Below are 24,772 nucleotides of genomic sequence, written 5' to 3'. Positions count from 1 at the left end.
CGACGGCTCGATCAGTCTCTTGGAAACCGTCTCTTCGACACATTAGATGAACTTCGTGAGGCTGCACTCATTGCGCTTGATGACATCGAGCCTCCGAATATCTTCACGTACTTATGTCCTTGAGTATCAGTCTGTTTCGTTATATGATTCTGATGAAAGTCTTCCAGCTCAAATACCTGGTTTTTCCCTGAAGTAAACTCCTCAACGAAGAACCAAATTACAAGGATGATAAGAAGAAAAGATATGATATTAATAATCATATTAACAAGAGTTCGGAATCCATAGACAAGGTTGTGAGGTAGGACAACCGGATCGGCTGTGATGAGCAGTTCCCACAAAAGATACGCTGGACCCACCAGGATGACAAAATTCGTAATGAGGGCAATAATCGAGAGTATTGAATTGCTCAACAATTTCGCAATCGCCCGTGATCCAGATTCTCCGTGACCGCGCATGGCTGCCAACCCGGATCTCCATAAGGCTTTAAACAAGTAGTAGAGAGCAAGGATCGAATACCCGACCCCGTGCGCGGCGAGATATTCGCCTCTAATGAAAGTTATAGGATCCAATGACAGGAGTGCCTTTGCGTAATCCTGGGTAGCATCTCCAGCAACTGTAACGAGCGACCACATCGCAAAAAGGCTCAGAGAAGAGGTCATATAGAATCTATTTTTGAGTGTGGTTTATGTTTTATTATTTATGATTGGCGAGCACACCGGGGTGATTTTTAGGTATTGGTTCTTATGTATAAGGGTTATCTCCAGATTTGGCACCCTAAGATATTAATTGGTGTCAATCCATGTTAAGCAATATGGCTAGTGGGGCCACGCGTTCTGATGAAGAAGACGTATCGGGGGCAGATTTCGTCCGTCGGTACGACCTCTCTGAGGTTGACTGGGAAGAAAACTGGAATAGAATATACATCGACGAGAATGACAAACAGAAGCTAATCAACTACGGTTTACTGGAACAAAAATTACAGGCAGCGTCGTTTGATCAGATGACCCTCAGCCGGCACGGTGCAGTCCTGCTGTCTGGACCACCTGGAACAGGAAAGACCACGCTCGCAAAGGGCGCGGCTTACAAACTTGCCGAGAAAATCGACCGCGAGGCACTTGGACTTGAGCGCGTCGTGTTCAAACAAATCGAGGTTCGGAACCTATTCTCGAGTGACCACGGCGATACGCCGAAACTTGTCGAGGAGGCATTTGACCGGGTAATAAAAGGTGGTCAGCGGGGCCACACCTACCAGGTCGTACTGCTAGACGAGGTCGAGTCACTGTTCGCGAACCGCGGGTTGCTCGGTGACACTGACCCGATGGACGCCATCCGCGCGGTCAACACTGCCCTCGATTGTCTGGATGCGTTATCTGAACTCGACAATATCTACGTAATCGCGACCTCTAACCAGCCAGGCGCCGTCGACAGCGCGTTCGTGGACCGCACGGACGAGCAGATCTACGTTGGCAATCCGGATCCGAAACATCGGCGGCAGATCCTCGAAGACATCTTGGCCAGCCTCAAGGAGACGTTCGAGACGCAACTGTCGCCAACGGATGAACAATTGGAGACGTTGGTCACGCTTTCAGCCGGCTTCTCCGGACGGCGAATGCGGAAGAGTGTCCTTTCGGCACTCGCCCGGGAGGCGTCGACGGTCCGGAATCCGTCAACGCTCTCAGTAGACCAGTTGCTCCGTGAGTTCGAACACAAACGGGAGATGCTCGACAGCGCTGGCAATGATTACATCCAGCTCGGAGTGACCCCCGACCAGCCAAACGAGGCAAGCGACGCCAACGACCAGGAGGGATCTATTGAATGAGCAACGACATGACCGGAACCAATGATATTGACATCGACACCATTGTCGACAATCGCACCGCACTGTACGATCAACTGGAAGCCCAACCGTATCGTCTCCTCCAGGAGGAGGTCACGGAACTCATCACGAATACCGTTGAGGCAGCAGGACGGGACGCCAGCGATGTCGAGAAGGCGCTGCTGTCTGACCCCCTAGACGAGGACTGGTGGTTCTCGATCTCGACTCAGCAGGCGCTCAACGCGATCGTCGTCACCGGTGATGAGGGAGTGATTCGCGTAGACATCACGTATGAACTCGGCGACGAGCGCGATCTTACTGTCCCGAGCCCGGATGCGCTTCCCATCCTCAACAATGGGGACGAACTCACAATCTACTGCCTGCTGGATCGCGACATCGACCTCTCGACGACGACCGGAAACGTCGAAATCGAGGGCGTATCCCTCAAGGAAGACAGCGAATCAAAACCAGAACCAAAGTCGGAGTCCGAACCCGAGCCCACGCCACCACCGAAGAACGACCGGTCGGGCCAGCAAGACGAGAAAGACGGCCGTGACGGTGGATCGACCGGTACAGGGCCTGTAACCGTCTCACTTATCGGACCAGAAGGTCAGAAGGAAACCGTCGATTTGCCGCGCGATCGGACGATGGGATTTGTCGTCGCCGATCTCAAGCAGTCGTACGACGTGCATGACGCCGAAATCGGCCTGTACGAGGACAAGCAGTACTCGACGGCCATTGATGACAATATCGACCCAGGCCAGTACGAAGAGGAGACAGTGTACTGGCGAGTCGAACGGAGGGCGGCCTGAGATGTGGCGTAGTATCCCTATCGGCGAGGCGAATAGACGACGAAGCGATACGGTGGAGGTAACTCATGGCCAGTAAATCGGGAGTGCACACAGACGTCGGCGCAAAGGTTACGCATACGACTTGGACACAGACAGCAAACTTTGTCGTTTCGTCCACCGTCGGGTTCTTGTTCGATTACGCCCAGGCACGTGGGCTGGGGACGGACCGGATCTCAAGCAAACGGGAGAAACTCGAGAGCGCGTTATACACGTACATCAATACGCGCCACCTGCGGAAGGTATCGATCGAGGTGTATGAGGAGGGAGCTAGCAAGTCCGACGAGGCTATCGAACGGTTCGACCTCACGTACGAGATCAAGGACCCGGAAGAGCTCTCGCAATCGGAGTTACAGCGGATAGAAGAAAAGGACTTCAACCAGTATCGCAAAGACGTTATGGAGCAGTTACAGGACCTCGACTCGCTCCCTTCGAACGTCGATTACCGCGTCCTCATCTGGTGTGCACCAGAGAACGACCTCGGCCAACCGAAACCGGATGTCGACGGTTGGTCATCAACGTCTGCCCGGTCAACGGACCACCTGAACAAGAAAAACCTTGGTGACGCGGTCAACACCGGGCCGATCAACGCTGACGCTAGTCTGTGGATTCGCTAAGGAGGTTCCAGGTAATGCCAACAGTCAAATTCACCATCGACGGCGACGAGCACGAAGTCGAAATCGACGGCGCACATCCCAACGACGTGTACCAAAAGGGCGATGAAGTCGTTGACGCAATCGAACAACTCGGCTACGAATACAGCGAGAGCCCACCGACCATCCAGAACCTCGCGGACGCTGACCGGATGACCCGCGAAGACGGCGTCATGGATCTCGGCGAAATCGACGATCAGGTGACAGGGAGTGGCAGTGGGGCCGGCGGTGGGTCGCCAGGGACGGAGGAGACATCGTAAGCGAGGATGTCGTGGCATCGTCTCTCGGTGAGGTTGCCGATGAATCTAGATAGGATAAGCTATGTCAGCAACTCCTCTGTCAATGTCCTGTTCGGGTATATCGAAACGCGCTCCCTAAATACCGACGAGATCGCGGATATGCGCGACCCTATCGAGATGGCGGTCTGGTCGTACCTGGCTTCTCGGCATCTACAGACAGCGCGAATTGAGGTCTTCGATATGGAGACCGACATCACTGCAATCGAGTGGTTCGATCTCACAATCGAGAGGGTTTCACCGTATGACCCGGAAAAACGACCGGCAGCGAGATTCAACCAGTACCGTGAGGAGGTTGCCACGCAGTTGCAGGCGCTCAACTCTCTCCCGTCGTCAGTCAACTATCGGATTCTCCTCGGAATTACGAGCGAAAACGACCTCGGACAGGAATCACCTTCCCTGGGCGGATGGGCGAAGACGACCCCTCGAAACCCGCCAGAATCTGCTAACGAACACGATAAACACCGACAGTGCGACCTCACCTGGCTTGAACACATTCAATGACACATAACTTCAGCAACACTGGGACTAACACCCAGCAAACGACGAAAGCCCATTCAAAGACCCTGGTACAGAACCAAATTGCGCAGCTGTATTCGTTGATCCGACTAGAGTCGGGTGTCAAACACGACTTCCTTGAGAACAACCGTGATGTCTTGGAGAACATCTTTGAGATGGGGCTTGACCAGGAGCGGCTTGACGAAGTGTGGTTCGTAATTGTTGACCAGCAGAATCGCATCGTCGACGAGTGGGTACTCGACATCTCATATACTAGCGGATTTTACGAGCTTACATCGCCCTCACGCGAGACGGTCCAAGAGGAGGTCGCGTATTACGGAACCAATGACGGTTTCAAGGCGTTCATCCTTCCAGTAATTGACGGACACAACGTCTTTAACACGCCAGACGGGGACGGTGTCGGCGTTGATTCGTTCGGTGGCCCCGGTGTCAACGTCGACATCGGCCACCTGCGGTAGCAGAGTGTCCCTGAAAACCACGAGATGATGAGACACGCGCTATTCACGACTGAAATCCACACAAACGATGGCCGACAGGATTAGCCGCCGGCGACTGCTGACAGTCGCCTCCACCTCCGTAATAGCACTCAGATCTGCATCGAACATCGGCAGTGCAACGCAGGGAACAGAACGGATTCTCCAAGAGAGCTTTGAGAGCGCTCCCGAACGGACTCGGCCGTCCGGCTGGACGAAATCGGGAACAGGAGTCGCAAGGGTCGTCGTTCCCGATGGAGGGAACTCGGTGGCAGGATCGAAAATCTTCGGGATGTTTGGGAGTGACGACTCGTGTTCCTCGGTTAGCGCAAGTCATGAGCTAGATCTTCAGGGGCGCACTTGGGCCCGTTTCCAAGTGTATGTGTTTCCGACCGACCGGGGGGAGGACGGCTGTACGTCGAAGAGAGCGGGACTGTCGCTCCACGCAGGGGAATCGGAGTCGGTGACACTCGTTGAACTCACTACGGACAGAACTGTACGTGGCCCTGGCTCGGAACCGCTTGGTGAGTACGCCGAGAGAACGTGGAACGAACTCGTCGTCGAGTACGATCGGTCGGGAGAGACGGTTGAACTCACCTACACGATTAATGGCGACTCTCGAGGGACCATCAGCAAGCCGCGTCAGCCTGCCGAGTCCGACTTTTCGAAACTCCGACTTGATGCAGGGGTGGATATCGTATGGTGGGATGATATTGAAGTGATAGCAAGCAAAAAGACAGAATCCGGCTCCGAAAATCTGACAGAAGAGGGTTTGGGGGCAGCAGGTGGAGATGGGAAAGGTGATTCAGACACCAAATCTTCCATTCCTGAGTTCAATATTTTCTCTACTTTTGTAGGTGGGACTGTCGCTATAGTTGTGGTTATATTCACGTTGCTTGCTTCTTTATCGGGTTCAGGAAGTAGATCAAAGACAAGCTCTCAACGACAAGTCACAGAAGAAGATGTACGTGATGGACTTGAGGAAGCAGAGGAATCCCTACAGCAAGACCGTCGTCGATGAGTACAAATGAGTCGGTGAAAATACCGAAAAGGCAAGGTTGTCAGAATATAGTGTTATATTCTAATTAGTGGATGGGGCCTTAACCAACGAAGGATGGCCAAGTGCATATAGAGACCCATTATGATTGCCAAAGTAGAGAGCGCCATCTATCACTACTGGGGACGTATTGATGGCCTCTTCAGTTTCGTATCTCCACTGTTCAGAGCCATCATTTGAATCTAAGGCATAAATATTCCCATCCCGGCTGCCGAAATATACGATATTGTCAACAACACAAGGAGATGATCTCACTTCTCCATCTGTTTCATATCGCCAGATCACCTCTCCGCTATCCTTATTTATTGTATACAGCGAACTGTCGTATGAACCTACAAAAACTCTGTTGTCGACAACTGCTGGCGATGATTGCACTTCAGCATTAGTATCAACCCGCCATTTGATGCTCCCATCTTCGGCATCCAATGCGGTTATTGAACCGCCGTAAGTTCCGATATACACAGTATCATTAGTTACTGTTGGAGAAGAGTCTATTATCCACTCATTGACATCAGATGTCCATTGGACTGAGCCATCATCAGAATCTAAAGCATAAACAGATTCATCCTTGCTTCCAAAATAAACAGATCCGTCAACCACCGCTGGTCCACACAATATCCAGTCATTTGTCTTATACTTCCATCGAACTGTACCTTCTTCTAAATCTAGTGCATAGAGTGAATGATTGGAACTTCCAATATATAAAGTGTCCTCAACAATTGCAGGTGATGACGTTACACCTGACTGCGTGTCAAAATCCCAAATAATATCGCCGTCAAATTTATTTATAGCAAAAATTGATCCATCAGAATCACCAACATAGATCTTATTATTAGATTCTGCTGGAACAGATGCAATGCCGATCCCCGGCTGAAAACACCATTTTTCACTTCCATCATATCGATCAATCGCCATAATATGGCCACGGATAGTTCCGATATAGACAATACTATCCCAGACTGCAATAGAATTTATCTGGTCTGGGCAGGGTATTGACCAAATTATTTCAGGTTCTGTAGATAATCCGGTCTGTGGCTCAAATCTGTGAGTGGGGTTTCTCATTCGAATGGGCCTGTCAACCATAACCAGTTGTTTATGCAGATATACACATTATCTTTTTGAAAAGCATCATATCATAATAGGGTTCTGCGTACTGCCTGTATAAGCCACGCAAGGGTTTAGTCATCTAACGCCTGGTTCGGCCGCTAACGGTTGTAATACCGACGAAACTGACGACACCATTCTCTGACGGCCTGCCGACTGCCAACCCAGCTGGTATGGAAGCGGTCGGACCGTACTTTATGGGTCTGAAACCCTCTTTGATGTGGTTTCGGACAGTATCAGTACCTCACAAAGTAATTTGAATGATATTACCGTAATTTATCCGTCCTATACGGTAGCCACCACTGTCTTGCGGTTTTTAAGTTATGCAGCAAGCTGATCAGCGAGGATCTGTGCGAGTTCAGCTTCATCTCGGCTGAGTGCGATCGCCGACGCGGTCGGCACCGAGTCGGCTACACTGTCACATTCGTACTCAGTCATCACAGCAAGAACCTGCTGAAACACCTCGTCAGAAACCGTAATCGTGAGGTGTCATTCTGGCGGCATAGCCTCTCATAGATCCGTATTACAGTAAATAGCTCCGAAATTACTGTAATATTGGCTAACTAGCTTTGTGAGGTACTGAGTTGTTCCGCCTATCTCTCAATCCGAAGCGAGCGAGGGCAGTTGAGGGCCGTAGCTATCAACGAGAAGAGTCCTCAATATCGTGTCTCTCGGTGAGCCGATGCAGACGATGCTGCTGGACCGGTGACGTGACAGATGAATATGTCGATATCAAGCATTAGCATCATCTCAAGGTCGATCGCCGCGTAGACACAGCATCGCTCGCCGTTAATTTGACAGTGGCTTCATCGACCGTGATCCACGACCGCTTCGGCGTCACCAGAAGCCGTCAACCCCGGGTTATTTGCAAAGGAGCATCTCTCTTGTGAACGTCAGCTGGCTCAACCTGCTGTCAACCAGCCAATGCCTCCACTCCCAGTTCACCCGAAATGATCGATTTATCCCAGCAGGTCTTAGATGGCCACCGCCCCCGATCGTCAGCTCCGGCCGTGTGGAGACGCACTCCAAGCCGCTGGACGGGTGTCGGGGTGCGCTCGTTCTCCCAAACGTCTTAACTTTCCCCTCCAGAATTTCACTGAGCAATTCTGAGACGGTCATGGGCCCCTCCCGCTACGGCCTGCTAACTTCTCAATCCCCCACCAAGACGGACGGTTGTGCTCTATAAATCGGTAAGGACACCAGCAGAAACCGGGACTATAGCTTTTCAATCCAACTCCGGTCGAGCTAACTCTTCAAGTTTGATTATCTCACGGGTCTTCTATACTCGATCGTACTGACGGCGCCATGCGTTCTACGGGAACAGCCCATTTTGGCCGAAGAGCGTTCGAGCGTCCGTCGTGAGTCGGTAGAACTCTTGTGGACCTTTGGTACCCGGATTCCCGTTGTCTCCTTTCTTGGCGACTTCGTCGCGATACCGCTCCTTGTCTTCCTCATTACCAGACTGGTCGTAGTGTCTGCGCAGGCGCTTTTCGGTGGCACTGGCCCAGTAGCCGACTGCATCGTAGCCCGCGTGATTGTGTTTCTGTGTAATATAGCCTCTGTATCTTGCACGGCATTCTTGGCAGATATAGGTCAGATACTCGAAGGACTCGTTACCTCGTTTCTCTGTAGTGAGCGATTCTTGTAGGGGTGGGGGAAGTCTTCTATGACTCTCTCCTAATCTCTTGTTGAAAAGAATTTGATAGACAAGTCTATTGGCAATTGATTAAGTTAAATGGTTAAGAATGCAACGTATGAAGATAGAACCGGATTACGTATTTCAACATGACAGGTACGATGAGGTCCTTGTCTTAGGTGTGATTCAACGGTATAAGTCGTATGATACTAACAAGGGAATGGGTGTTGAGGGTGGAGTCTATGTTCGCTACGCCAACCACTGGGATGGGTATGGGTCGATGTTTGGATCTGTTCGTATAGACCCAATCGAGAGGTTCATAGAAGAGGTTGGGGACAAACTTCGGGAGTTCAATCGAATCTGAGAATAATTGTGCCAAATATTATAAATAACTATCATTTAGGTATACATCAACCCACTTCGGAAAGTGATTTACTCCAGAAATTCCCTCCGTTGCTCCATCCGCTCCCTCTCTGTCCGCTGGTCATAGTGCTGATCAATGACAGCCTGACTTACGTTCGTCCGGTCACTCACGACTTTCTCTGGCATATCTTTGCCTAGGCTGTGAGTGATGCTGCCTCGTCTAATCGCATGAGGGCTTATTGACGATGGACATTTTGAGGCGTTATCTCGTCTCATTGCATCACATTGCTTCGGATCGCGATCGTGAGGACATGGTTGTCCATACCAACAGGGTCGACTCCAGCAGTAGACGTAAGATCGAAGCGCTGAGATACTCGCTCGACCCTGCTCAGTGGTAAGAAGTGGTTCACGACCGTATTTGTCGGTGACAAATGGACGTTTATTATTGAGCCAGTCGTTGATCAACTCACAGACTGACGGCGACAAAGCAACGAGTCGTTCACCGTCTTGCTGATTCTTTATTGGGGTTTCAGTCTCTGGCCTGTGATGAATCTCTAGATACTGCTCGTTAGAGTGATAATCTTCAACGTCGAGAGCATGTGCACACCCGATACGCATCATCGTGTGCCAGAGAAGAGCAACGGTGAGGTGCTCAAGCGAAGCATATTCGTATTTTTCTAGGTGGGTTAGAATTGCTGTCGCTTGTTCATGATCTAACATAACGTCGCGGGCGTTCTGACTTGGTGTAATCTCTGGTGAGAGTACCTTTGTACTGAGGTCCTCCGGTACACCATCAATCGATTCTAGCCAGCGAATAAATACTCGCAGCGTGTCCATCTGAGTCTTCTCGGTGACCGGCGAGAGATCGCCGTCATTCCGCCGCCAGAGTCGGTAGTGTTGGAGCTGCCGGCCGGTCAATTCATTTAGATTTATGATCTCTTGCTCATCACACCAGTGAACGAAGTGTCCAAGGCGTGAGTTGTGTGAGTAGTAGGTGGCTTGGCTGATCTCGGTTTCGCGATTGGCGAGATATAGCTCAAGTGCGGTCTCTGGATCGATGGGTTCGAGGCTCATTGTTTTTTGTAGACAACCACGGTCCGAAACACCCCTCTGAATCTTAGCGCCAGAGTCCGTCAGTCGGCCGAAAGCAAGTCCGTTCGACACTCGAACAAGCGCCTGCAGCGCCCATCTTGTTGCGGCACGGAGCGAATACAAAACCGAACAGCCGGTAAAGCGTCTGCTGCGCGCACTTTCGGCCTGTTCGCCGCTGTCGAAATCGGTCCCTGAAATCGGGTTCGATTGGGGACCAACTGCGGCCCGCCGCCGTCTGCCGGTGAGTCAATACAACCGAGCGGCCGAAACGGGGTGTTCGGCGTGAGCAAATCCGCCGCTTCCGGGTCCGAAGTCCCGGAGACGACGGTTCGGAACCGCTCACAGTACGCCGACACCCTGCACCGACCCGATCCAGAGCGCGACGAGCCGCGGCCGGCCTGTGGGAGCAGAACCGAAACGGGGAGTTCACTACGGTGTCGGCGGTACCGTACCGGCCACACTACGAGTTCTGTGGCAACCCGGAGTGTTTCGGGGGTGAGTGGGCGTGAGTGAGCGGTCCGTCGACGGTTCCCTACCACCCTCTGTGTCACTACTACTGGCCGACTCCGGCGGTCCCAAAACCAGGGTAATGAAGAGATGGATGAGGGACGCGATCATCGACGACGACCGCGTCGTCAAGTCGCTCGATGATCGTTCAGTGTGGCTGGCCTGCCGTCGAGCGGAGCGAGCTCGAATCCGCACATTCGTCGGTCAGCGGCGGTAAAATGACCAATGGAAACACTCCTGTGTCTGCAACTACTAGATTACATATAAAGGATCAATGCCCGTGCCTATTCGAGTCCTTCTCACCTGTAGCGAGACTGACTTCGCAGAGACCGTTGCGACCGCTCTCGAAGGACAAAACGACCGCTTTGCAGTCACGATCGCACCGACCTCGGGTGAGGGCATGGGCCAACTCCGCACTAGTCGATTCGACTGTGTCGTCTCGGCGTACCACCTCGCGGAAACGGACGGGATCGAATTCCTCGAAGCGGTTCGAGAACGCTATCAGGATCTCCCGTTCGTGCTCTATCCGAGCAGTGGCAGCGAAGACGTCGCTGCTGCCGCAGTCTCGGCAGACGCCACGGATTACGTGCAGCGGGGTGAGGATACCGAGCAGCATACGGTTTTAGCCCGGGCGATAGAGGACGCTGTAGCGGACGCGTCCACGACCATCGGACCGGATGGTCTCGAATCGATTCTCAAGACCCTTCCTGGATGTGTCGTCCGGCTGGACGACGACGGACGATTCACCTATGCGAACCCACGGGCGAAAGAAGTCCTCGGCCTGGAACAGTCGGAGGTGACCGGGCGGGCGTACAATGACCCCGACTGGGAGATTAAAGATCTGGATGGGGACCCCATCCCGGACGAAGAACTCCCCTTCCGACAGGTCTGGGATTCTGGGGAACCGATATACGACTACCGGCACTCGATACAGTGGCCAGACGGGTCCGAGAAAGTACTCTCGGTGAGTGGTGCACCACTGTTCGACGGTCAGGGTGCTGTCGAGAGTGTCGTCTTCTCGTTGACAGACATCACCGAGCGAAAGCGCCGAGAACGGGAACTGGAACGCTACCAGCAGATCGTCGAACATCTTGACGACATTGCAACCATCATCGCTCCGGACGGTACGATTAAATACGTGAGTCCTGCCGTAGAGCGTGTCCTCGGGTACGAACCGCAGGAACTGATCGGCGAGAACGGATTTGGCTACCAACCACCGGAAACCAGCGGGGCGGTTGCAGACGCCATCGAACGCGTTCTGAGTGATCCGACGGAACCGCAAACGATTCGGACGAAATTCCGACGGGCCGATGGGTCGTGGTGCTGGATCGAATCGACGCTCGCCAACAGATTGGACAACGACGCGATCAACGGCATTCTCGTGAGCAGCCGGCAGGTTACCGAACAACAGGAACGGAAACAGCAGATCAAACGTCGAGGGCAGCAGTTGAGCACTCTCCATAGAGCAACTCGTGAACTGCTAGACTCCGAGACGACTCAGCAGGTGGCTACGACGGCGAGCCAAACGGCCGTCGACGTTCTCGACTTCCAGCTCAACGGAATTCACTTCTACGACGAGGCCGCGAATGGGTTGGCTCCAGCCGCAGTGTCTGATGCAAGCCAGGAGTTGTTCGACGAGGTGCCGGTCATCGACGAGGGAATCGCCTGGCAGTCGTTCCAGTCCGGCAAGGCAAAAATACACAATAACATCGACGAAGCCGACGAGGTGTACAATACGGAGACACCGGTGCGAAGCGAAATGCATCTGCCCCTGGCTGACCATGGGGTGTTTATTATTTCGTCGACTGAAACGAACGCGTTCGAGGAGACTGATATCGAGTTCGCGAGGTTGCTGGCCGCGAATACCGAAGCCGCGCTGGAGCGCATCAGCAAGCAGCAACAACTTCAGATCCGAGAGACGGAGCTCGAACAGCAAAACGAGCGGTTAGAAGAGTTCGCCAGCATCGTCAGCCACGACCTGCGCAATCCGCTGAACGTCGCACAGGCGAGGACAGAAGCCCTGGTACAAGAGACTGACAGCGAGCACCTCCCGCCGATCGAACAGGCGCTCGACCGGATGGAAAATATCATCTCTGACACACTCACACTCGCGAGGCAGGGCAGCGTCGTCGCGGAGACAGAACGCATACAACTGGCGGAACTGGTTCGTGAATGCTGGCAAACTGTGTCGACGGACGAGGCCAGAATCGAAGTTGCGGACGCGGTTACGATCGTCGGCGACCGGAGTCGGCTTCGACACGTGTTCGAGAATCTGTTTCGGAACACCATGGAACACGGCGGAACGGGGTTGACTGTCCGAGTTGGCCGGACCGCTGACGACGGAATCTATGTCGAAGACACGGGGCCAGGGATACCCGAAGCAGAGCGAGATGTAGTGTTCGAGCCCGGCCATACGTCAGCGTCGGATGGCACAGGATTTGGACTGACGATAGTCAAACGGATCGCAGAAGCTCACGGCTGGGAAGTTGCGGTGGTCGACGGAGCAGACGGTGGCGCTCGCTTCGAGTTTATTGGAGTCGAAATAGACGACGGGTAACGACGCGTACCGTGCGATAGAGTGGTCGAAATATTTCGATATCGGTGTCGATTACTGTATCTCTGTCTGGGGTGTTTCGCTCCGACCGGGGACGCCACGGCCCTGATAGAAGTCCCCGCTCCACTGGCTGACCCAGATGTCCTGATTCGAGAGATAGAGCGCCCAGGCTGTCCGGAAAGAATCGTCGGTGACCGACCACTCGTCGGCCCCCGTGTCGTATTCGACGGCGGTGTTGTAGACGGCCGCCTGGCCGTGTTCGCCGCCGGCGTTCGGGGGCAGGGGGAGCGTGTACTCCGCGCTCCCGTCGCGGCTGGGCGGACGCTCGGCGCGCTGGAGTCGGCCGCGGTTGAAGATCTGATCGAAGAAGCGCGCGTACTGGGACTTCACGTCACGGTCGAGCAGGGTCTCCGCGGCGTTGACACCGCCAGTGATATCCGCGGCGTCCCGCGCCGTGATCCGATAGGTCGAGGCCTCGGTGCCGCTGGCGAACGTGCCGGCCTCGTCGTCCCAGAGGGTCCCGAAGAGGTGATCGAGCAACGACTCGGCCGTGTCGGTGTGGTCGACGCCGTCGAGTTCCGACGCCCACAGCAGTCCCTGCGCGACGACGCCCTGGGTCGCTGCCTGATTGTCTCCACCGTCTGCGAGTCGGCCGTTCGACTCGAGGTGGGTCTCGACTTCGCCGGCCAGCTCGTTCGTGTAGGTCGTCGCCCGGGACTGGAGGTCACTGCTGCCGGCCTGCGTCCCGAACCACGCGACGGCACCGAGCATCTGCCCGAGGTCCCGCGTCGACCCGCTGGAAACCACGTCGCCGGGGCCGAACAGGTTCATCGTCGTTCGACCCATGCCGTCGGTCAACTGCTGGACATTCGCCGCGGGAATGAGCGGTTCGGGGTTGACGTAGCCGAACCAGCCGTTCTGTACGAGACTGTTCAGGTCCGAGAGGAACCAAAGCATGGCGGCGTGGTGGTTCGGTCGCGCCGTGTCGTCGACGACCGTGCCGTCGCTGGGTCTGAACTGAGAGACCAGTTCCATCGAGTCGCCCTTGGTCAGCGCACCGTTGCCCTCGGGGCCACCCGCCACGAGTGTGGCCCTGATACCGATCTGTGCGAGCGTCGTGAGCATCTGGGCGCGGAACTTCGGGGCGAGTTGGGTCGGCAGGATGTCGAAGTGGTTCTGGAAGTTCTTCGCCCACGTGACGCCCTTGAGGTGCGTCCAGGCGAGCGAGGAGGGACTGACGACGCCGGAGGACTGGGACATGTCCCAGGTGAGCGTCGACGCGTCCGGCCGCCCGTCGTCCCCGGACAGGACTGGCTGCTGGGTGAAGTGCGGGTCTCCCTCGGTGAACGCCGCCATGTTCAGGTTCGGATTTTTGATCGGCGGCTGGTCCACGTCGGCGTGCTGGAGCATCGCGGGCACGCGCCGTTCGAACGCGTCCTGCTGTCGCTCGTTGTGCGGGAACTGGACGCCGTTACCGCTCATGGCGATGTTGGTACTCATGTTGTACAGCGAGTACCAGTACGAGTCGATGGTGGCGTCCTGCCAGGCGTACTGCTGGCCGGTCCCCGTCTCTGTCCCACCGCCCGTGATTCCGGCGGCGTTCAGCAGGCGGGTGAGGTTCTGGCTGGCCGCAGAACTCCCGAGGTCCGAGGGCTCGGTCGTCCCGGGGCCACCCTGGGCGCCGTCGACGATGACGAGGCCAACCATGCCCAGCCCCTCGTGGGGCGTGCAGTAGTAGTTGTACACGCCGGGGGTCTCGAAGGTCCGTTCGAACTCCTGCCCGGCCGAGAGCGTCCCGGAGTCGAACGCGTTCGTCCCGTCGGGCACCCGCTGTGGGCGGTCGTTGTCGGGGTGATAGGCCGTGACCGAGTGACTGCCGCCGGCGTTGACCCACGTGACGGTGCCACCCTGTTCGAGCCACACGACGGCGGGCGTGAACACGTTCTGGCCCGCGCCCTGATCGCTGTCAAGCCGGGTTGCGGTCACCTCGACCTCGGTCCTGAGGTCGTTCGGTCCACCGATCTGGTCGGCACCCGGTGGGGCGTTCCCGCCGGACGTGGGCGTTCCCGTACCTGTACCGGTCGGGGTCCCGTCGGATTGGCCACCCGAACACCCGGCCAGGGCACCTATCGCACTGACACCACCGAGTCGCAAGACAGTTCGTCGATCTAGCTCTTTCATCACGTGCCGAACCGAGATGGAAGGAACTAATGAAGCCCTCCGAACCTCAGAGTGAGACCGTTACTGACTGGTTACCGCCACGGTCTGTGACTGCGCTGGGACCGTTACCCATGGTCCGCTCCTTGAACCCGAGGACACCCACACGGTTCACGTCACTTGTTGCCGTCCGCGAGCCGGGTCGCTGCCGAGGGTCCCCTGAGCGTGAGCATCGACACGGTGCCGACGATGGGGCCGACCGCCAGCGGTGCGAACGCCCACTGCCAGCCGACGAACTCCGCGATCATCGGCACGGCCTGGATCGAGACCGTCGTGAGCAAGAATCCGATGGCCGTCTGGAGCGTCAGTGCCGTGCCGACGTAGGATTCCTCTGCGAGTTCGGAGACGGCCGCCGAGAACTGGGCGGAATCGGCCACGATAGCGATCCCCCAGATCAGGAGGAACGGGACGAGGACGAGCAGCGAAGCGCCGAACAGGAACCTAGCCGCGAGACTGGAGGCACCGCTGACGGCCATGCTCACGCTCGTCACGCTGGTTCGACCCCAGCGGTCGCGGCCGAACCCGCGAGTACGGCACCGGTACCGCCGATCGCGATCGTGTCGAAGGCCAGCAGCGATCCGAGTCCGGCACCAGCCCCAGCGGATCCGGACGCCGCCAGACTGGCCGCCAGGAACGTCGGAATCCACGTCCAGACGGCGTACAGCTCCCACATGTGCCCGAAGTAGCCGCCGTTGGCCAGCATCGTCGGGCGGGCACGCAGAATGCGGCCGAGAGCACCGGGATCGAACGGCGCTGCCGGTGCTTGATGCGGTCCCGGCTCGACGAACAGCGCCAACAGGCCGCCCAGCGTCGCGATGATCGCCGCGCCGTAGAGGACCAGTTCCGGATCGCCGACGCCGCGAAAGAGGTGCGGGAGCGCCGAGCCGACGGTCAACGCGCCGATGAGGAGCCCAATCGCGAACCCACGGCCCTCCTCGAACCAGCCAGCGAGGATCGTCATGCCCGGCGGGTAGACGCCGGCCAGCGCGACGCCAGTACACAACCGGAGCCCGATTGCGGGCAATGCGCTCGTCACGACGCCCGCGATGAGCGCGGTACAGACCGCGCCAGCGACGGCCGAGCCGGCGAACAGGTATCGCGGTCGGATCACGCCGGACAGTGTGAAAAACGAGGAGAGCAAGCCTCCGGCGACGAACCCTGACTGGACCGCGTTGGTCGACCAGGTCGTCTCCGTCGAGGTCAAATCCCAGCTGGCCGCCAGTTCGGGCGCGACGGCCGTCGCACTGAACCACAGCGACATCGTGAGCAACTCGGCGACGGCGACGATGACGAGAACGTTCCGTCTGCGGGTGGCCATCGACCGTAGCTCAGCACAACCAGCCAAAAAGTGTCAGTTACCCTTGGGTAAGTCGCCACCGGCAGTCTCGGAGTGGACGGGTTCTACCGGCGCCACTACCGGGGGTACTCGCTCCTGCGCTCACCCCTCGACAGTAACCTGTCGCCCGACCAAGACGAGACTCCCGACCAGCAGCAGCACGGCCATCGGGAGGAGCAACTGGAAGCCCGTCAGGAGGACGCCCGATGCCTGGACGCCGACCACGAGCAGGACGACGGGCCCACAGCACGCCGTGCCCGAGAGCAGTGCCGGCACGCCCGCGAGCAATCCCGTCGACGAACGACCGATGCCACAGGCCGCTGGCTGACGCCAGACCAGATACGTCAGCGCCAGATTCAGGCCGACCAGCGCGGCGAGCCCGAGCCCGACGAGAGTGTTCAGCGAGAAGAGGTATGTCACGGGACCGAGGGTGACCCGGGCGACCGGCGTGAAGGAGAACGGCCCGAGTTCCGGTCGCAGGAGCTTCCCGAGCGGGTCGGCGACGACCAGCAGGTCGAACCCACCGAGGCCCGGTGCAAGGTGGCCGATGGCCCAGAGGTACGTGAGGAGATAGAGACCGGTGACGAGGGCGAACACGGACAGGCTATCGCGTCGACGGACGACCAGTGCGGACGCCGCCCGCGTCCGCGAGACCGCGGTTCGGACGCTGCTCCCGAACCGGCGCTCACTCGGCGACATCGGTCTCGGGGTAGTAGCCGGCCCAGGCGAACCACATCGAATCGAACGTGTGGACGCGGGAGAGGGGCAGCGCGTCAGGTTCGTGGGCGGTCCCGTTCGCGTCGACCAGTCGGTTGCCGTCCCGCTCGAAGGATCGGCCGTCGGGACTCAGATAGCCGTACGCCGTGTCGTAGCGGTCGTCGTAGATGGCGAGGACCGGGGTCTCGCCGACACTCCCGCGCAGTTGCCCCGCCGAGCGGAGCGCGTCTTTCGGGAACGCGGTCGCACCGCTCGGCGTCCGCAACCCCATGACGACTCGCTTCGGGCCGAATCGGTCGCTCCCGTTGAGCGCCCCGAACAGGAGGTCGTCGTCCGCGTAGTAGCCCCTGCGCGGATTGTACGAGCCGTACGGATCACGGCTGTAGTTTTTCGCGTGCCCGGTATCCGTCGAGAGGACCCGCGTCTCCGGATTCTGGTCCCGCCACTGCTTCCAGGTCGTCCAGATCAGGCGGAACTCCCGGAGCGACCGGATCTCGGGGTCGCCGTTCCAGGGGCCCGGAATCGACGTGGCGAGCATCTGGGGCCACCACGTCTCCGTGTGGCGGTCGTACATGACGAGGTTGCTGTTGATGAGCCGGCCGGAGACGCCGAACGTCGTGTTCCCCCGCTCAAACCCCTGGACGGTGCCGGTGAGCGGACAGTAGGTGACGCTGACCGGGGTGCCGGCGAGCGTGTCGTTGACGATTTCGTGCTGTGCGAGGATCTTCTGCGGGTAGGCTTTCGCCACACCGTCACGGACGACGCCGAACACCGGGTCACCGTCCGCGAGGAACCCGGCCCGGTCCGGGCCCACGAACTGCGGCTCGTCGATCGATGGGATCCCGTCTTTCGACGGGCCACCCGACCGGGCGGCATCCCGGAGCCGCTCGGGTGAGGCTGGCAGCGGCAACCGCTCGTCCGCGGTCGGTAAGGAGAGCGGGCCGCTGGGCGTTTTCGAGGCCGAATCGCCGAGGCAACCGGCGACTGCCGTGAGTCCGGCTGCGGCGAGGAATCCACGTCTCGAAGCGGGCATGCCCGAAATAAAGAGGGGTGACCGGTTAACGGTTGAGCGAGTGTGCAGGCGTGGTACATAACGGCACACCCGGGAGACGTTCCGCTCGGATGCAGCGCCGCCGGGGGCCGCTCAGAAGGTGATGATCTCGTAGTCGTCGTCGACGAGCGACCGGATGCTCGGGTGGCCGTCGTGGTCGTCGAGTCGGACGACACCGGCGTCGTCGACGGCGTCGTCGACGCCGAACGCGCCGGCACAGAAGTCACAGACCGCCGCGTCGTCGCTGACGGCCTGGTACAGTTCGTGGTAGTCGCTGTCTTCGTCTTCGAGTTCCGGAATCCACTCCGTTCCGGCACCGTCGAAGATGATCTCCACCTCGTCGCCCTCGGTCTCCTCGAACTCTTTGGCGGCTTCGAGCCCGTTCACGAGCCGACCGGTGTCCGCGTGCGATTCCGTTCCCGCGAGGATTACGATTGCTGCGTTTGCCATTGCGGATTACGATATCGTACCGAGTTACTAAACCGTACCCGAACGTTCGGGTAACCCGCTGACATCCGTGTCACCGCCGGGCGGACTCAGTGGTGCTGGTGGCTGTCCCCGCGGCTGAACCGCCCGGAGAACGCGCGCTGGACGACCTCGGGGAGTGCGGGGTGGACGTGGATCGACTCCCGGATGTCACGGACGGTTCCAGTCCCCGCTTTCATCGCCACGACGACCTCCTGGATCAGCGTCGACGCATCGGGGCCCACGATGTGACAGCCCAGTATCTCGCCCTCCGGATCGATGATGACTTTCACGAAGCCGGTGGCGTTCATCGCGTCGCCGCGGGCGGTGTCCGTGAACTGGTAGGTGTTGGTCGCGTATTCCCGACCCGCCTCCTGGAGTTCCCGCTCCCGCGCGCCGACGCCGGCGACCTCGGGCGAGGCGAACACGGCGAACGGCATCGCGGTGTAATCGACCGGTTCCGGGTCGCTCCCGAACAGATTCCGCGCGACGGCGCGGGCCTCGTGGTTGGCGCTGTGTTTCAGCAGGTACTCGCCCACGATGTCCCCGAGCGCCCAGACGCCGTCGACCGTGGTCTCCAGGTACTCGTCGGTCTCGACGAACCCCCGGTCGTCGGTCTCGATTGCCGTCCGGTCCAGACGCAGCGAATCGGTGTTCGGCGTTCGCCCGGCCGCTACCAGCAACTCGTCGCCGGTGACCGTCACGCCGTCGGCGTCCGCGACGAGGCCGCCGTCGTCGCCGTACTCGTAGGGCTGTGCCTCGACTGTTATCGTGCCGTCGTCGGCCGAGACGGCCGTCGCCGCGTGGCCGGTGTGGAGGGTGAACCGATCCGCGTACATGTCGGTGAACGCCGCGGCCACCTCGCTGTCGGCCTGCGGGAGCAGGTTCTGCCGCCGCCCGACGATGGTCACCTCGCTGCCGAAGGTCCCGAAGAAGTGCGCGAGTTCGGCCGCGATGTAGCCGCCCCCGACGATCACGAGGTGCTCCGGCGGGTCTTCGAGCTGGAGCGCGTCGGTACTCGTCAGGTACGGCACGTCCTCGATGCCGTCGATGTCGGGGACTGCCGGCCGCGTTCCTGCCGCGATCAGGACCGTCTCGGCCTGAAGTCGCGCGCCCGCGTCGTCGCCGCTGGCGATCTCTATCGTGCGGTCGTCGACGAACTGCCCTTCCCCCTGATAGAGGTCGTGCTGATCCGAGGATTCCAGTCCGCGTCGGATTCCTGCGGCGTCCTCGCCGACCTCCTCGTTGACTTTTCGGACGATGTCGGCGAAGGCTACGTCCTCGACGGTCGCCTCGATGTCGAACTCGTCGGCGCGCTCTATCGTTTCGAGGACATCTGCGTGATACAGCAGATGTTTCGAGGGGATGCAGCCGCGATTCAGACAGGTCCCGCCCAGCGGTCCCTTCTCGACGACCGCGACCGATTGCCCCTGTCTGGCCGCGACGTTTGCGACTTCGAGCCCGGAGCCCGAACCGACGACCAGAAAGTCGTAGTCCTCCATGCTGTACCGGTGTGTCCGGAGGCTATTCAACGCCCCAGTTACACCGGGCTCACCGCCCGCCGGTCACCGCTCCGCGGGGAACTGGGTCGCCATCGTCACCGACTCTTCCCGGGTCCCCGATACCTCTCTGCGGTCCGGTCGCCGGGAACATCATTAACGATCATTAACTTTATGTGGGACGGGTCCGTTCGTCCGACCGCGATGCTGGCCGACGATCCGCCACCGATCGTGCCGAGCATGAAGACGACGGACAGCGCCGCCGACCAACCGTCGCCCGCGCGGCCGAGGGCACGGGGAGAGACGGCCAGCGTCCCAGTAGAGCGTCCCTTCGGCGCCCCGCTCGCACCCGACCCCCGCTGACGGCACTCCCGCCGCTCCCGGCGACCCCCAGCCACCCCACTCCGGGCCGTCCGCCAGCGGCGGTCCCGCCGTCACAGTGGGGCCGTCACCGGGTCACGTCACAGGTACTCCGAGAAGTCACAGTCGGTACACTCCACACGTTCCCAGGTGAGTCCGCTGTTCGTCGTGAGGGTTCCGTCGGTACAGTCGGGACACGACATCTCGGGGAGCGCCTCCGAGTTCACGGCGGCCGCGAGGACGGCGATGATCTCGTACTGGTGGTCGACGCGGTCGCGGAGTTCGGCCACTTCGGACTCGAGTCGTTCGATCCGCCGGTCGTCCGCCGTCGGGCTATCCTCGTCCCCTGCCATCGACCGTGTTATCGGCCGGAGACACTTACGTCACACGCGGGTTCGGTCACTCGAAGTCGACCATGACGTAGAGTACGACGCCGATGATCCCGAACGCGGCGATCCCCTGGACGGCGACGACGGACCAGAAGAACACTGGGAAAGGGATGCCGTTGTTCGTGGCCAGTTCGTCCGGGATCAGAAGCGACAGCGCGGCCATGCTGGCCAGTCCGATGACGACGGCCCACCCCCACTGCGGGAGCGCGGTTCGCAACCCGGTCGCTTCGGTCTGCTGTGGGTCCTCGACCATTGTTCGTCGGTACGGATCGGACGTTCAAATGTACCCCGGCTTCCGGAATTGCCGACAGAAGGGGCCCTCACCGAGTCCCGTCGGACGGCGACGCCGCCGAACCGATCCCGGCTCAGTACTCGTGGTAGACCTCTCCACAGTCGGTACACTCGAGGGTGTTCGTGCGGAGCCATCGGCGTTTCTTCACGACGGTGCCGTGACACTCCGGACACACCCCCGTGTTCCGGCCGTCCGCCACCCGCGCCGAGAGGTCCACCACCAGGTCCTGGAGTTCGTCGATCTCCTCGCGCTGTTCCTCGAGTTTGTCCTCCAGCGACTCGATGTGCTCCTCGTACTCGGCCGCCGACTCCAGGTCGATGACGACCTCCTCTTCGATGGCCTCCTCGGCCGAGTCGCCGACGGAGTCGGTGGTGGACTGGGCTTCGTCTTCCTGCTCGTCTGAGTCCGCCATGCCGAGGAGTACGACGTCCTGCCTGAAAACGGTGGCTCCCGACCCCCGCCGCTGGCCCGGTGTCCCGCTCGGGCGTGAGGACATGTCCAACATGTTTGGTATGGAGACTTAATGTACCGAACTCCTAATATTACCCGTATGCCACTCGAAGGGGCGCTACTGCAGATCAACAAGGCGGCACCGCTCGCGAGAAGCGAATCGATCTGGCTGGGTATCGGAACGGCCCTGATGGTCATCGGGACGTTCTACTTCATGGCCAAAGGCTGGGGCGTCGAAGACGAAGAGGCGAAGGAGTACTACGTGATCACCATCATGATCCCGGCCATCGCGGCCGCGTCGTACCTGTCGATGTTCCTCGGGTTCGGGCTGACGGAGATCACACTGAACACCGGCCGGACCCTGGACATCTACTGGGCGCGGTACGCCGACTGGCTGTTCACGACGCCGTTGCTGTTGCTCGACCTGGCCCTGTTGGCCGACGCTGACTTCTCGGAGATCCTCGCGCTGATCACCCTCGACGGCTTCATGATCATCACCGGCCTGGTCGGCGCGCTGACCACGGTGTTCACCTTCCGGTTCATCTGGTGGGCACTCAGCACCCTGGCGATGGTGTTCATCCTGTACTTCCTGTTCAGCGTCCTCACCGCCAAGGTCGAGGAGATGGACGAGGACACGCAGGGAACGTTCAGGGTACTCAGAAATCTGACGATCGTGTTGTGGACGTTGTATCCCGTCCTGTGGATCGTCGGGACCGAAGGCGCCGGTATCGTGCCGCTGTTCGTCGAGACGCTGGGCTTCATGGTCCTGGACGTGCTCGCCAAGGTCGGCTTCGGCTTCATCCTGCTCCGGAGTCGCGCCATCCTCGGCGAGACGAGCGCACCGACGCCCTCGGAGACCGCTGCCGCGGGCGACTGACCGACACCGTCGCGGTCTTTTTTAGAGGCGCGTCGACACGTCCGCGTAGTAGTCGCGCATCTCCGCCGTGACGGAGGGTTCGACGGCCTCGATCGCCGCCTCGAAGTGTGACGACCCGACCCGGACGGACGAGAGCGACTCCTCGTCCGGGTCGAACCCCGTGTTCCGGAGGTAGTCGTCCATCGCGCGCATCGTCGCTTCCCTGACGACGGCCTCGATGTCGCTGCCGTTGTAGCCGTCCGTCGCCGCCGCCAGCGCCGACAGGTCCACGTCCCCGAGCGGGACCGACCGCGTGTGGACGGCGAAGATCTCCCGTCGACCGTCCCGGTCCGGGAGGGGCACCTCCAGTGACTTCTCCAGTCGGCCCGGCCTGAGCAGCGCCGGGTCGACCATGTCGGGACGGTTGGTCGCGGCGACGACGGTGACGCCCGACCGCGGTTCGATCCCGTCCAGTTCCGTCAGCAACTGCGAGACCACCCGCTCGACGACGTCGCTGTCGCCGTCCTCGCTCCGGGCCTTCGCGATGGCGTCGACCTCGTCGAAGAAGACGACAGTCGGGGCGTGGCGGCGCGCGCGCTCGAACACGTCCCGCACACCCCGCTCGCTCTCGCCGACGTACCGGTTCAGCAACTCCGGGCCGTTGACCGCGACGAAGTTCGCGTCCGTCGAACTCGCGACCGCCTTCGCCAGCATCGTCTTCCCCGTCCCCGGCGGGCCGTACAGCAGGATCCCCGAGGGCGGCGCGCTCCCGAACTGCTCGAACAGTTCCGGATACAGCAGCGGCCACTCGATCGCGCGGACGACGGCCGTCTTCACCGATTCGAGCCCGCCGATGTCGTCGTAGCCGACGGCGGGCCGTTCGACCGCGACCGCTCGCATCCCGCTGGGGATCACCCGCGACAGCGCCGCCTCGAAGTCGCCACCCTCGACGGTCACCCCGGCCAGCACGTCCTCCGGGATCGGATCGTCGCCGTAGACGTACTCGCCGGGCAGGCGGTCGACCGCCTGCCGGACGGCTTCCGACACGAGCCCCGCCAGGTCCGCCCCGACGAACCCGTGTGTCCGGTCGGCGACCGAGCCGAGGTCGACCGACGCCGCCAGCGGGAGGTCCGCGGTGTGGATCCGCAGGATCTCCAGCCGGCCGTCCCGGTCCGGCACCCCCACGTCGAGTTCGGTCTCGAACCGTCCGCCGCGCCGGAGGGCGTCGTCGACGGCGCTCACCCGGCCGGTCGCGCCGACGACGGCGACGCCGTCCGTGTCGACGAGCGTCTCGACCGCGTCCGCGATCCGACGCGTCGCGCGTGCGTCGCCGTCGCCGCCCCCGTCCCGGGCCGGCGCGAGGGTGTCGAGGTCGTCGAAGAACACGATCGACGGTCGCTCCTCGTGGGCGGTCCGGACGACCTCCCCGAGGTCGGTCCCGTCACGGCCCGTCGGAGGGTCCGTGACGCGAACCAGCGCCGCGTCGGCCGCGTTCGCGACCGCTTCCACGAGCAGCGTCTTCCCGGTCCCGGTCGGGCCCGAAAGCAGGACGCCACCGGCCGGCCGGCCCCCGAACCGCGCCGTCAGTTCCGGGTGTTTGAGCGGTCCGAGGATCGTCCGGCGCACCCGCTCGACGACGTCGTCCAGTCCGCCCACGTCTTCGAGCGTGACCGTCGGCCTGCCGGCGGCCGGCCCACTGTCGGACCCGGCAGTCGTGACAGTGATGTCAGTCTCCCCGTCGACCACTGCAGGCTCAGTCGGTTCGACGGCGGTCACGCGCAGGGGGACGGTAATCGAACCGCCGACCAGCGACGCCCGGTACCGGTCGCCGGTCGTGACCGGCACGCCGTCCAGCAGCGATCCGATCGTGTCGGGCCCGACCCGCACCCGGAACTCACCGGCCGGCGCGACGGTGATCGCACCGGCCCGTTCCGTCGCCGTCGCCGACACCGCGACCGACTCGCCCACCTCGACGCCGGCGTTGGTCCTGCCCTCGGCCCCGAACAGGACCGTCCCGTCCAGGTCCGCGCTCGTCCGGACGACGGCGGCCGTCTCGTCCGCCCCGCGCAGGCGCACGACGCCGCCGTCCTCGACGCCGATCGCTCGCGCCGCGTCGACGGGCACGCGTACCTCACCGGTCCCGAGGGCGTCGCCGTCCCCGACCCGTAACGTCACCGACACGCTGGATCCCTCCCGACCCGGCGCGTCCGTGGCCGGCGGCC

At 60.0% G+C, this 24,772-nt stretch carries 21 protein-coding genes and 3 pseudogenes; 11 read left to right on the top strand and 13 right to left on the bottom strand.

What is annotated here, in order from left to right; all coding sequences use genetic code 11:
- The 8 genes and pseudogenes from MU521_RS18370 to MU521_RS18335 form a co-directional block, all read left to right on the top strand.
- Window positions 1–123: pseudogene (locus tag MU521_RS18370) on the top strand (IS630 family transposase); the annotation flags it as partial.
- A gap of 688 nt (window positions 124–811) precedes the next feature.
- Window positions 812–1,819, top strand: coding sequence for an ATP-binding protein (locus tag MU521_RS18365; RefSeq protein WP_175452920.1), 1,008 nt, complete (start codon window positions 812–814; stop codon window positions 1,817–1,819).
- A complete protein-coding gene (locus MU521_RS18360; RefSeq protein WP_092694388.1) occupies window positions 1,816–2,628 on the top strand; it encodes a hypothetical protein in 813 nt (270 codons plus the stop codon). Before MU521_RS18365 ends, MU521_RS18360 begins: the two co-directional genes overlap by 4 nt.
- Window positions 2,629–2,693: 65 nt before the next feature.
- The gene (locus MU521_RS18355; protein ID WP_092694387.1) at window positions 2,694–3,281 is read left to right on the top strand and encodes a hypothetical protein; all 588 of its coding nucleotides are present in this window, start codon (window positions 2,694–2,696) and stop codon (window positions 3,279–3,281) included.
- 14 nt (window positions 3,282–3,295) lie between these two features.
- A complete protein-coding gene (locus tag MU521_RS18350; RefSeq protein WP_092694385.1) occupies window positions 3,296–3,577 on the top strand; it encodes a hypothetical protein in 282 nt (93 codons plus the stop codon).
- Between the two features lie 39 nt (window positions 3,578–3,616).
- Window positions 3,617–4,117 carry a hypothetical protein gene (locus tag MU521_RS18345; RefSeq protein WP_092694383.1) on the top strand — a complete coding sequence of 167 codons (501 nt, stop codon included), beginning with the start codon at window positions 3,617–3,619 and terminating at the stop codon, window positions 4,115–4,117.
- A 95-nt stretch (window positions 4,118–4,212) separates the two neighbouring features.
- A complete protein-coding gene (locus MU521_RS18340; protein WP_139171155.1) occupies window positions 4,213–4,590 on the top strand; it encodes a hypothetical protein in 378 nt (125 codons plus the stop codon).
- Between the two features lie 478 nt (window positions 4,591–5,068).
- Window positions 5,069–5,626 carry a hypothetical protein gene (locus MU521_RS18335; RefSeq protein WP_139171154.1) on the top strand — a complete coding sequence of 186 codons (558 nt, stop codon included), beginning with the start codon at window positions 5,069–5,071 and terminating at the stop codon, window positions 5,624–5,626.
- Window positions 5,627–5,686: 60 nt separating this feature from the next.
- On the opposite strand, the gene MU521_RS18330 is transcribed toward MU521_RS18335, so the two are convergent.
- Window positions 5,687–6,745, bottom strand: a complete 1,059-nt coding sequence (locus MU521_RS18330) for an outer membrane protein assembly factor BamB family protein (protein WP_092694378.1) — start codon at window positions 6,743–6,745, stop codon at window positions 5,687–5,689.
- Between the two features lie 122 nt (window positions 6,746–6,867).
- Window positions 6,868–6,975, bottom strand: a pseudogene (locus tag MU521_RS18325) (IS6 family transposase); the annotation flags it as partial.
- Window positions 6,976–8,520: 1,545 nt separating this feature from the next.
- Between MU521_RS18325 and MU521_RS18315 the strand changes: the two are divergent.
- Window positions 8,521–8,766: a hypothetical protein gene (locus MU521_RS18315; protein ID WP_092694376.1), complete on the top strand. Its 246-nt coding sequence runs from the start codon at window positions 8,521–8,523 to the stop codon at window positions 8,764–8,766.
- A gap of 68 nt (window positions 8,767–8,834) precedes the next feature.
- Here the strand turns inward: MU521_RS18315 and MU521_RS18310 are convergent, their stop codons facing one another.
- On the bottom strand, window positions 8,835–9,839 hold the full coding sequence (locus tag MU521_RS18310) for a tyrosine-type recombinase/integrase (protein WP_092694374.1): 1,005 nt from the start codon (window positions 9,837–9,839) through the stop codon (window positions 8,835–8,837).
- 799 nt (window positions 9,840–10,638) lie between these two features.
- On the opposite strand from MU521_RS18310, the gene MU521_RS21870 reads away from it, so the two are divergent.
- Complete coding sequence (locus MU521_RS21870) at window positions 10,639–12,921, top strand: hybrid sensor histidine kinase/response regulator (RefSeq protein WP_092694372.1); 2,283 nt, start codon at window positions 10,639–10,641, stop codon at window positions 12,919–12,921.
- A 51-nt stretch (window positions 12,922–12,972) separates the two neighbouring features.
- Here the strand turns inward: MU521_RS21870 and MU521_RS18295 are convergent, their stop codons facing one another.
- From MU521_RS18295 to MU521_RS18250, 9 genes and pseudogenes are all read right to left on the bottom strand, one after another.
- Window positions 12,973–15,099, bottom strand: coding sequence for a cupredoxin domain-containing protein (locus MU521_RS18295; RefSeq protein WP_092694370.1), 2,127 nt, complete (start codon window positions 15,097–15,099; stop codon window positions 12,973–12,975).
- Window positions 15,100–15,251: 152 nt separating this feature from the next.
- Window positions 15,252–16,453: pseudogene (locus tag MU521_RS18285) on the bottom strand (MFS transporter).
- Between the two features lie 120 nt (window positions 16,454–16,573).
- Complete coding sequence (locus tag MU521_RS18280) at window positions 16,574–17,170, bottom strand: hypothetical protein (protein ID WP_092694368.1); 597 nt, start codon at window positions 17,168–17,170, stop codon at window positions 16,574–16,576.
- Window positions 17,157–18,221 carry a DUF3179 domain-containing protein gene (locus MU521_RS18275; RefSeq protein WP_092694366.1) on the bottom strand — a complete coding sequence of 355 codons (1,065 nt, stop codon included), beginning with the start codon at window positions 18,219–18,221 and terminating at the stop codon, window positions 17,157–17,159. The genes MU521_RS18280 and MU521_RS18275 overlap by 14 nt, the downstream gene beginning before the upstream one ends.
- A 111-nt stretch (window positions 18,222–18,332) precedes the next feature.
- Window positions 18,333–18,689 carry a DsrE family protein gene (locus MU521_RS18270; RefSeq protein WP_092694364.1) on the bottom strand — a complete coding sequence of 119 codons (357 nt, stop codon included), beginning with the start codon at window positions 18,687–18,689 and terminating at the stop codon, window positions 18,333–18,335.
- A gap of 86 nt (window positions 18,690–18,775) precedes the next feature.
- Window positions 18,776–20,206: a dihydrolipoyl dehydrogenase gene (locus MU521_RS18265; RefSeq protein WP_092694362.1), complete on the bottom strand. Its 1,431-nt coding sequence runs from the start codon at window positions 20,204–20,206 to the stop codon at window positions 18,776–18,778.
- A 458-nt stretch (window positions 20,207–20,664) separates the two neighbouring features.
- A complete protein-coding gene (locus MU521_RS18260; protein WP_092694360.1) occupies window positions 20,665–20,916 on the bottom strand; it encodes a hypothetical protein in 252 nt (83 codons plus the stop codon).
- Window positions 20,917–20,962: 46 nt separating this feature from the next.
- Window positions 20,963–21,205: a hypothetical protein gene (locus MU521_RS18255; RefSeq protein ID WP_092694358.1), complete on the bottom strand. Its 243-nt coding sequence runs from the start codon at window positions 21,203–21,205 to the stop codon at window positions 20,963–20,965.
- Window positions 21,206–21,317: 112 nt separating this feature from the next.
- Entirely contained in the window at window positions 21,318–21,656 is a 339-nt protein-coding gene (locus MU521_RS18250; protein WP_092694356.1) for a hypothetical protein, read from the bottom strand.
- Between the two features lie 138 nt (window positions 21,657–21,794).
- Between MU521_RS18250 and MU521_RS18245 the strand changes: the two genes are divergently transcribed.
- Window positions 21,795–22,571 carry a bacteriorhodopsin gene (locus MU521_RS18245; protein ID WP_092694354.1) on the top strand — a complete coding sequence of 259 codons (777 nt, stop codon included), beginning with the start codon at window positions 21,795–21,797 and terminating at the stop codon, window positions 22,569–22,571.
- Window positions 22,572–22,592: 21 nt separating this feature from the next.
- On the opposite strand, the gene MU521_RS18240 is transcribed toward MU521_RS18245, so the two are convergent.
- On the bottom strand, window positions 22,593–24,731 hold the full coding sequence (locus MU521_RS18240) for an AAA family ATPase (protein WP_092694352.1): 2,139 nt from the start codon (window positions 24,729–24,731) through the stop codon (window positions 22,593–22,595).
- Between the last annotated feature and the right edge of the window lie 41 nt (window positions 24,732–24,772).

The organism is Halorientalis regularis (genome assembly GCF_023698535.1).
GTDB lineage: Archaea > Halobacteriota > Halobacteria > Halobacteriales > Haloarculaceae > Halorientalis > Halorientalis regularis.
The sequence above is the reverse complement of the archived record's forward strand: the minus strand, read 5'-3'. Positions and strand labels throughout refer to the sequence as shown.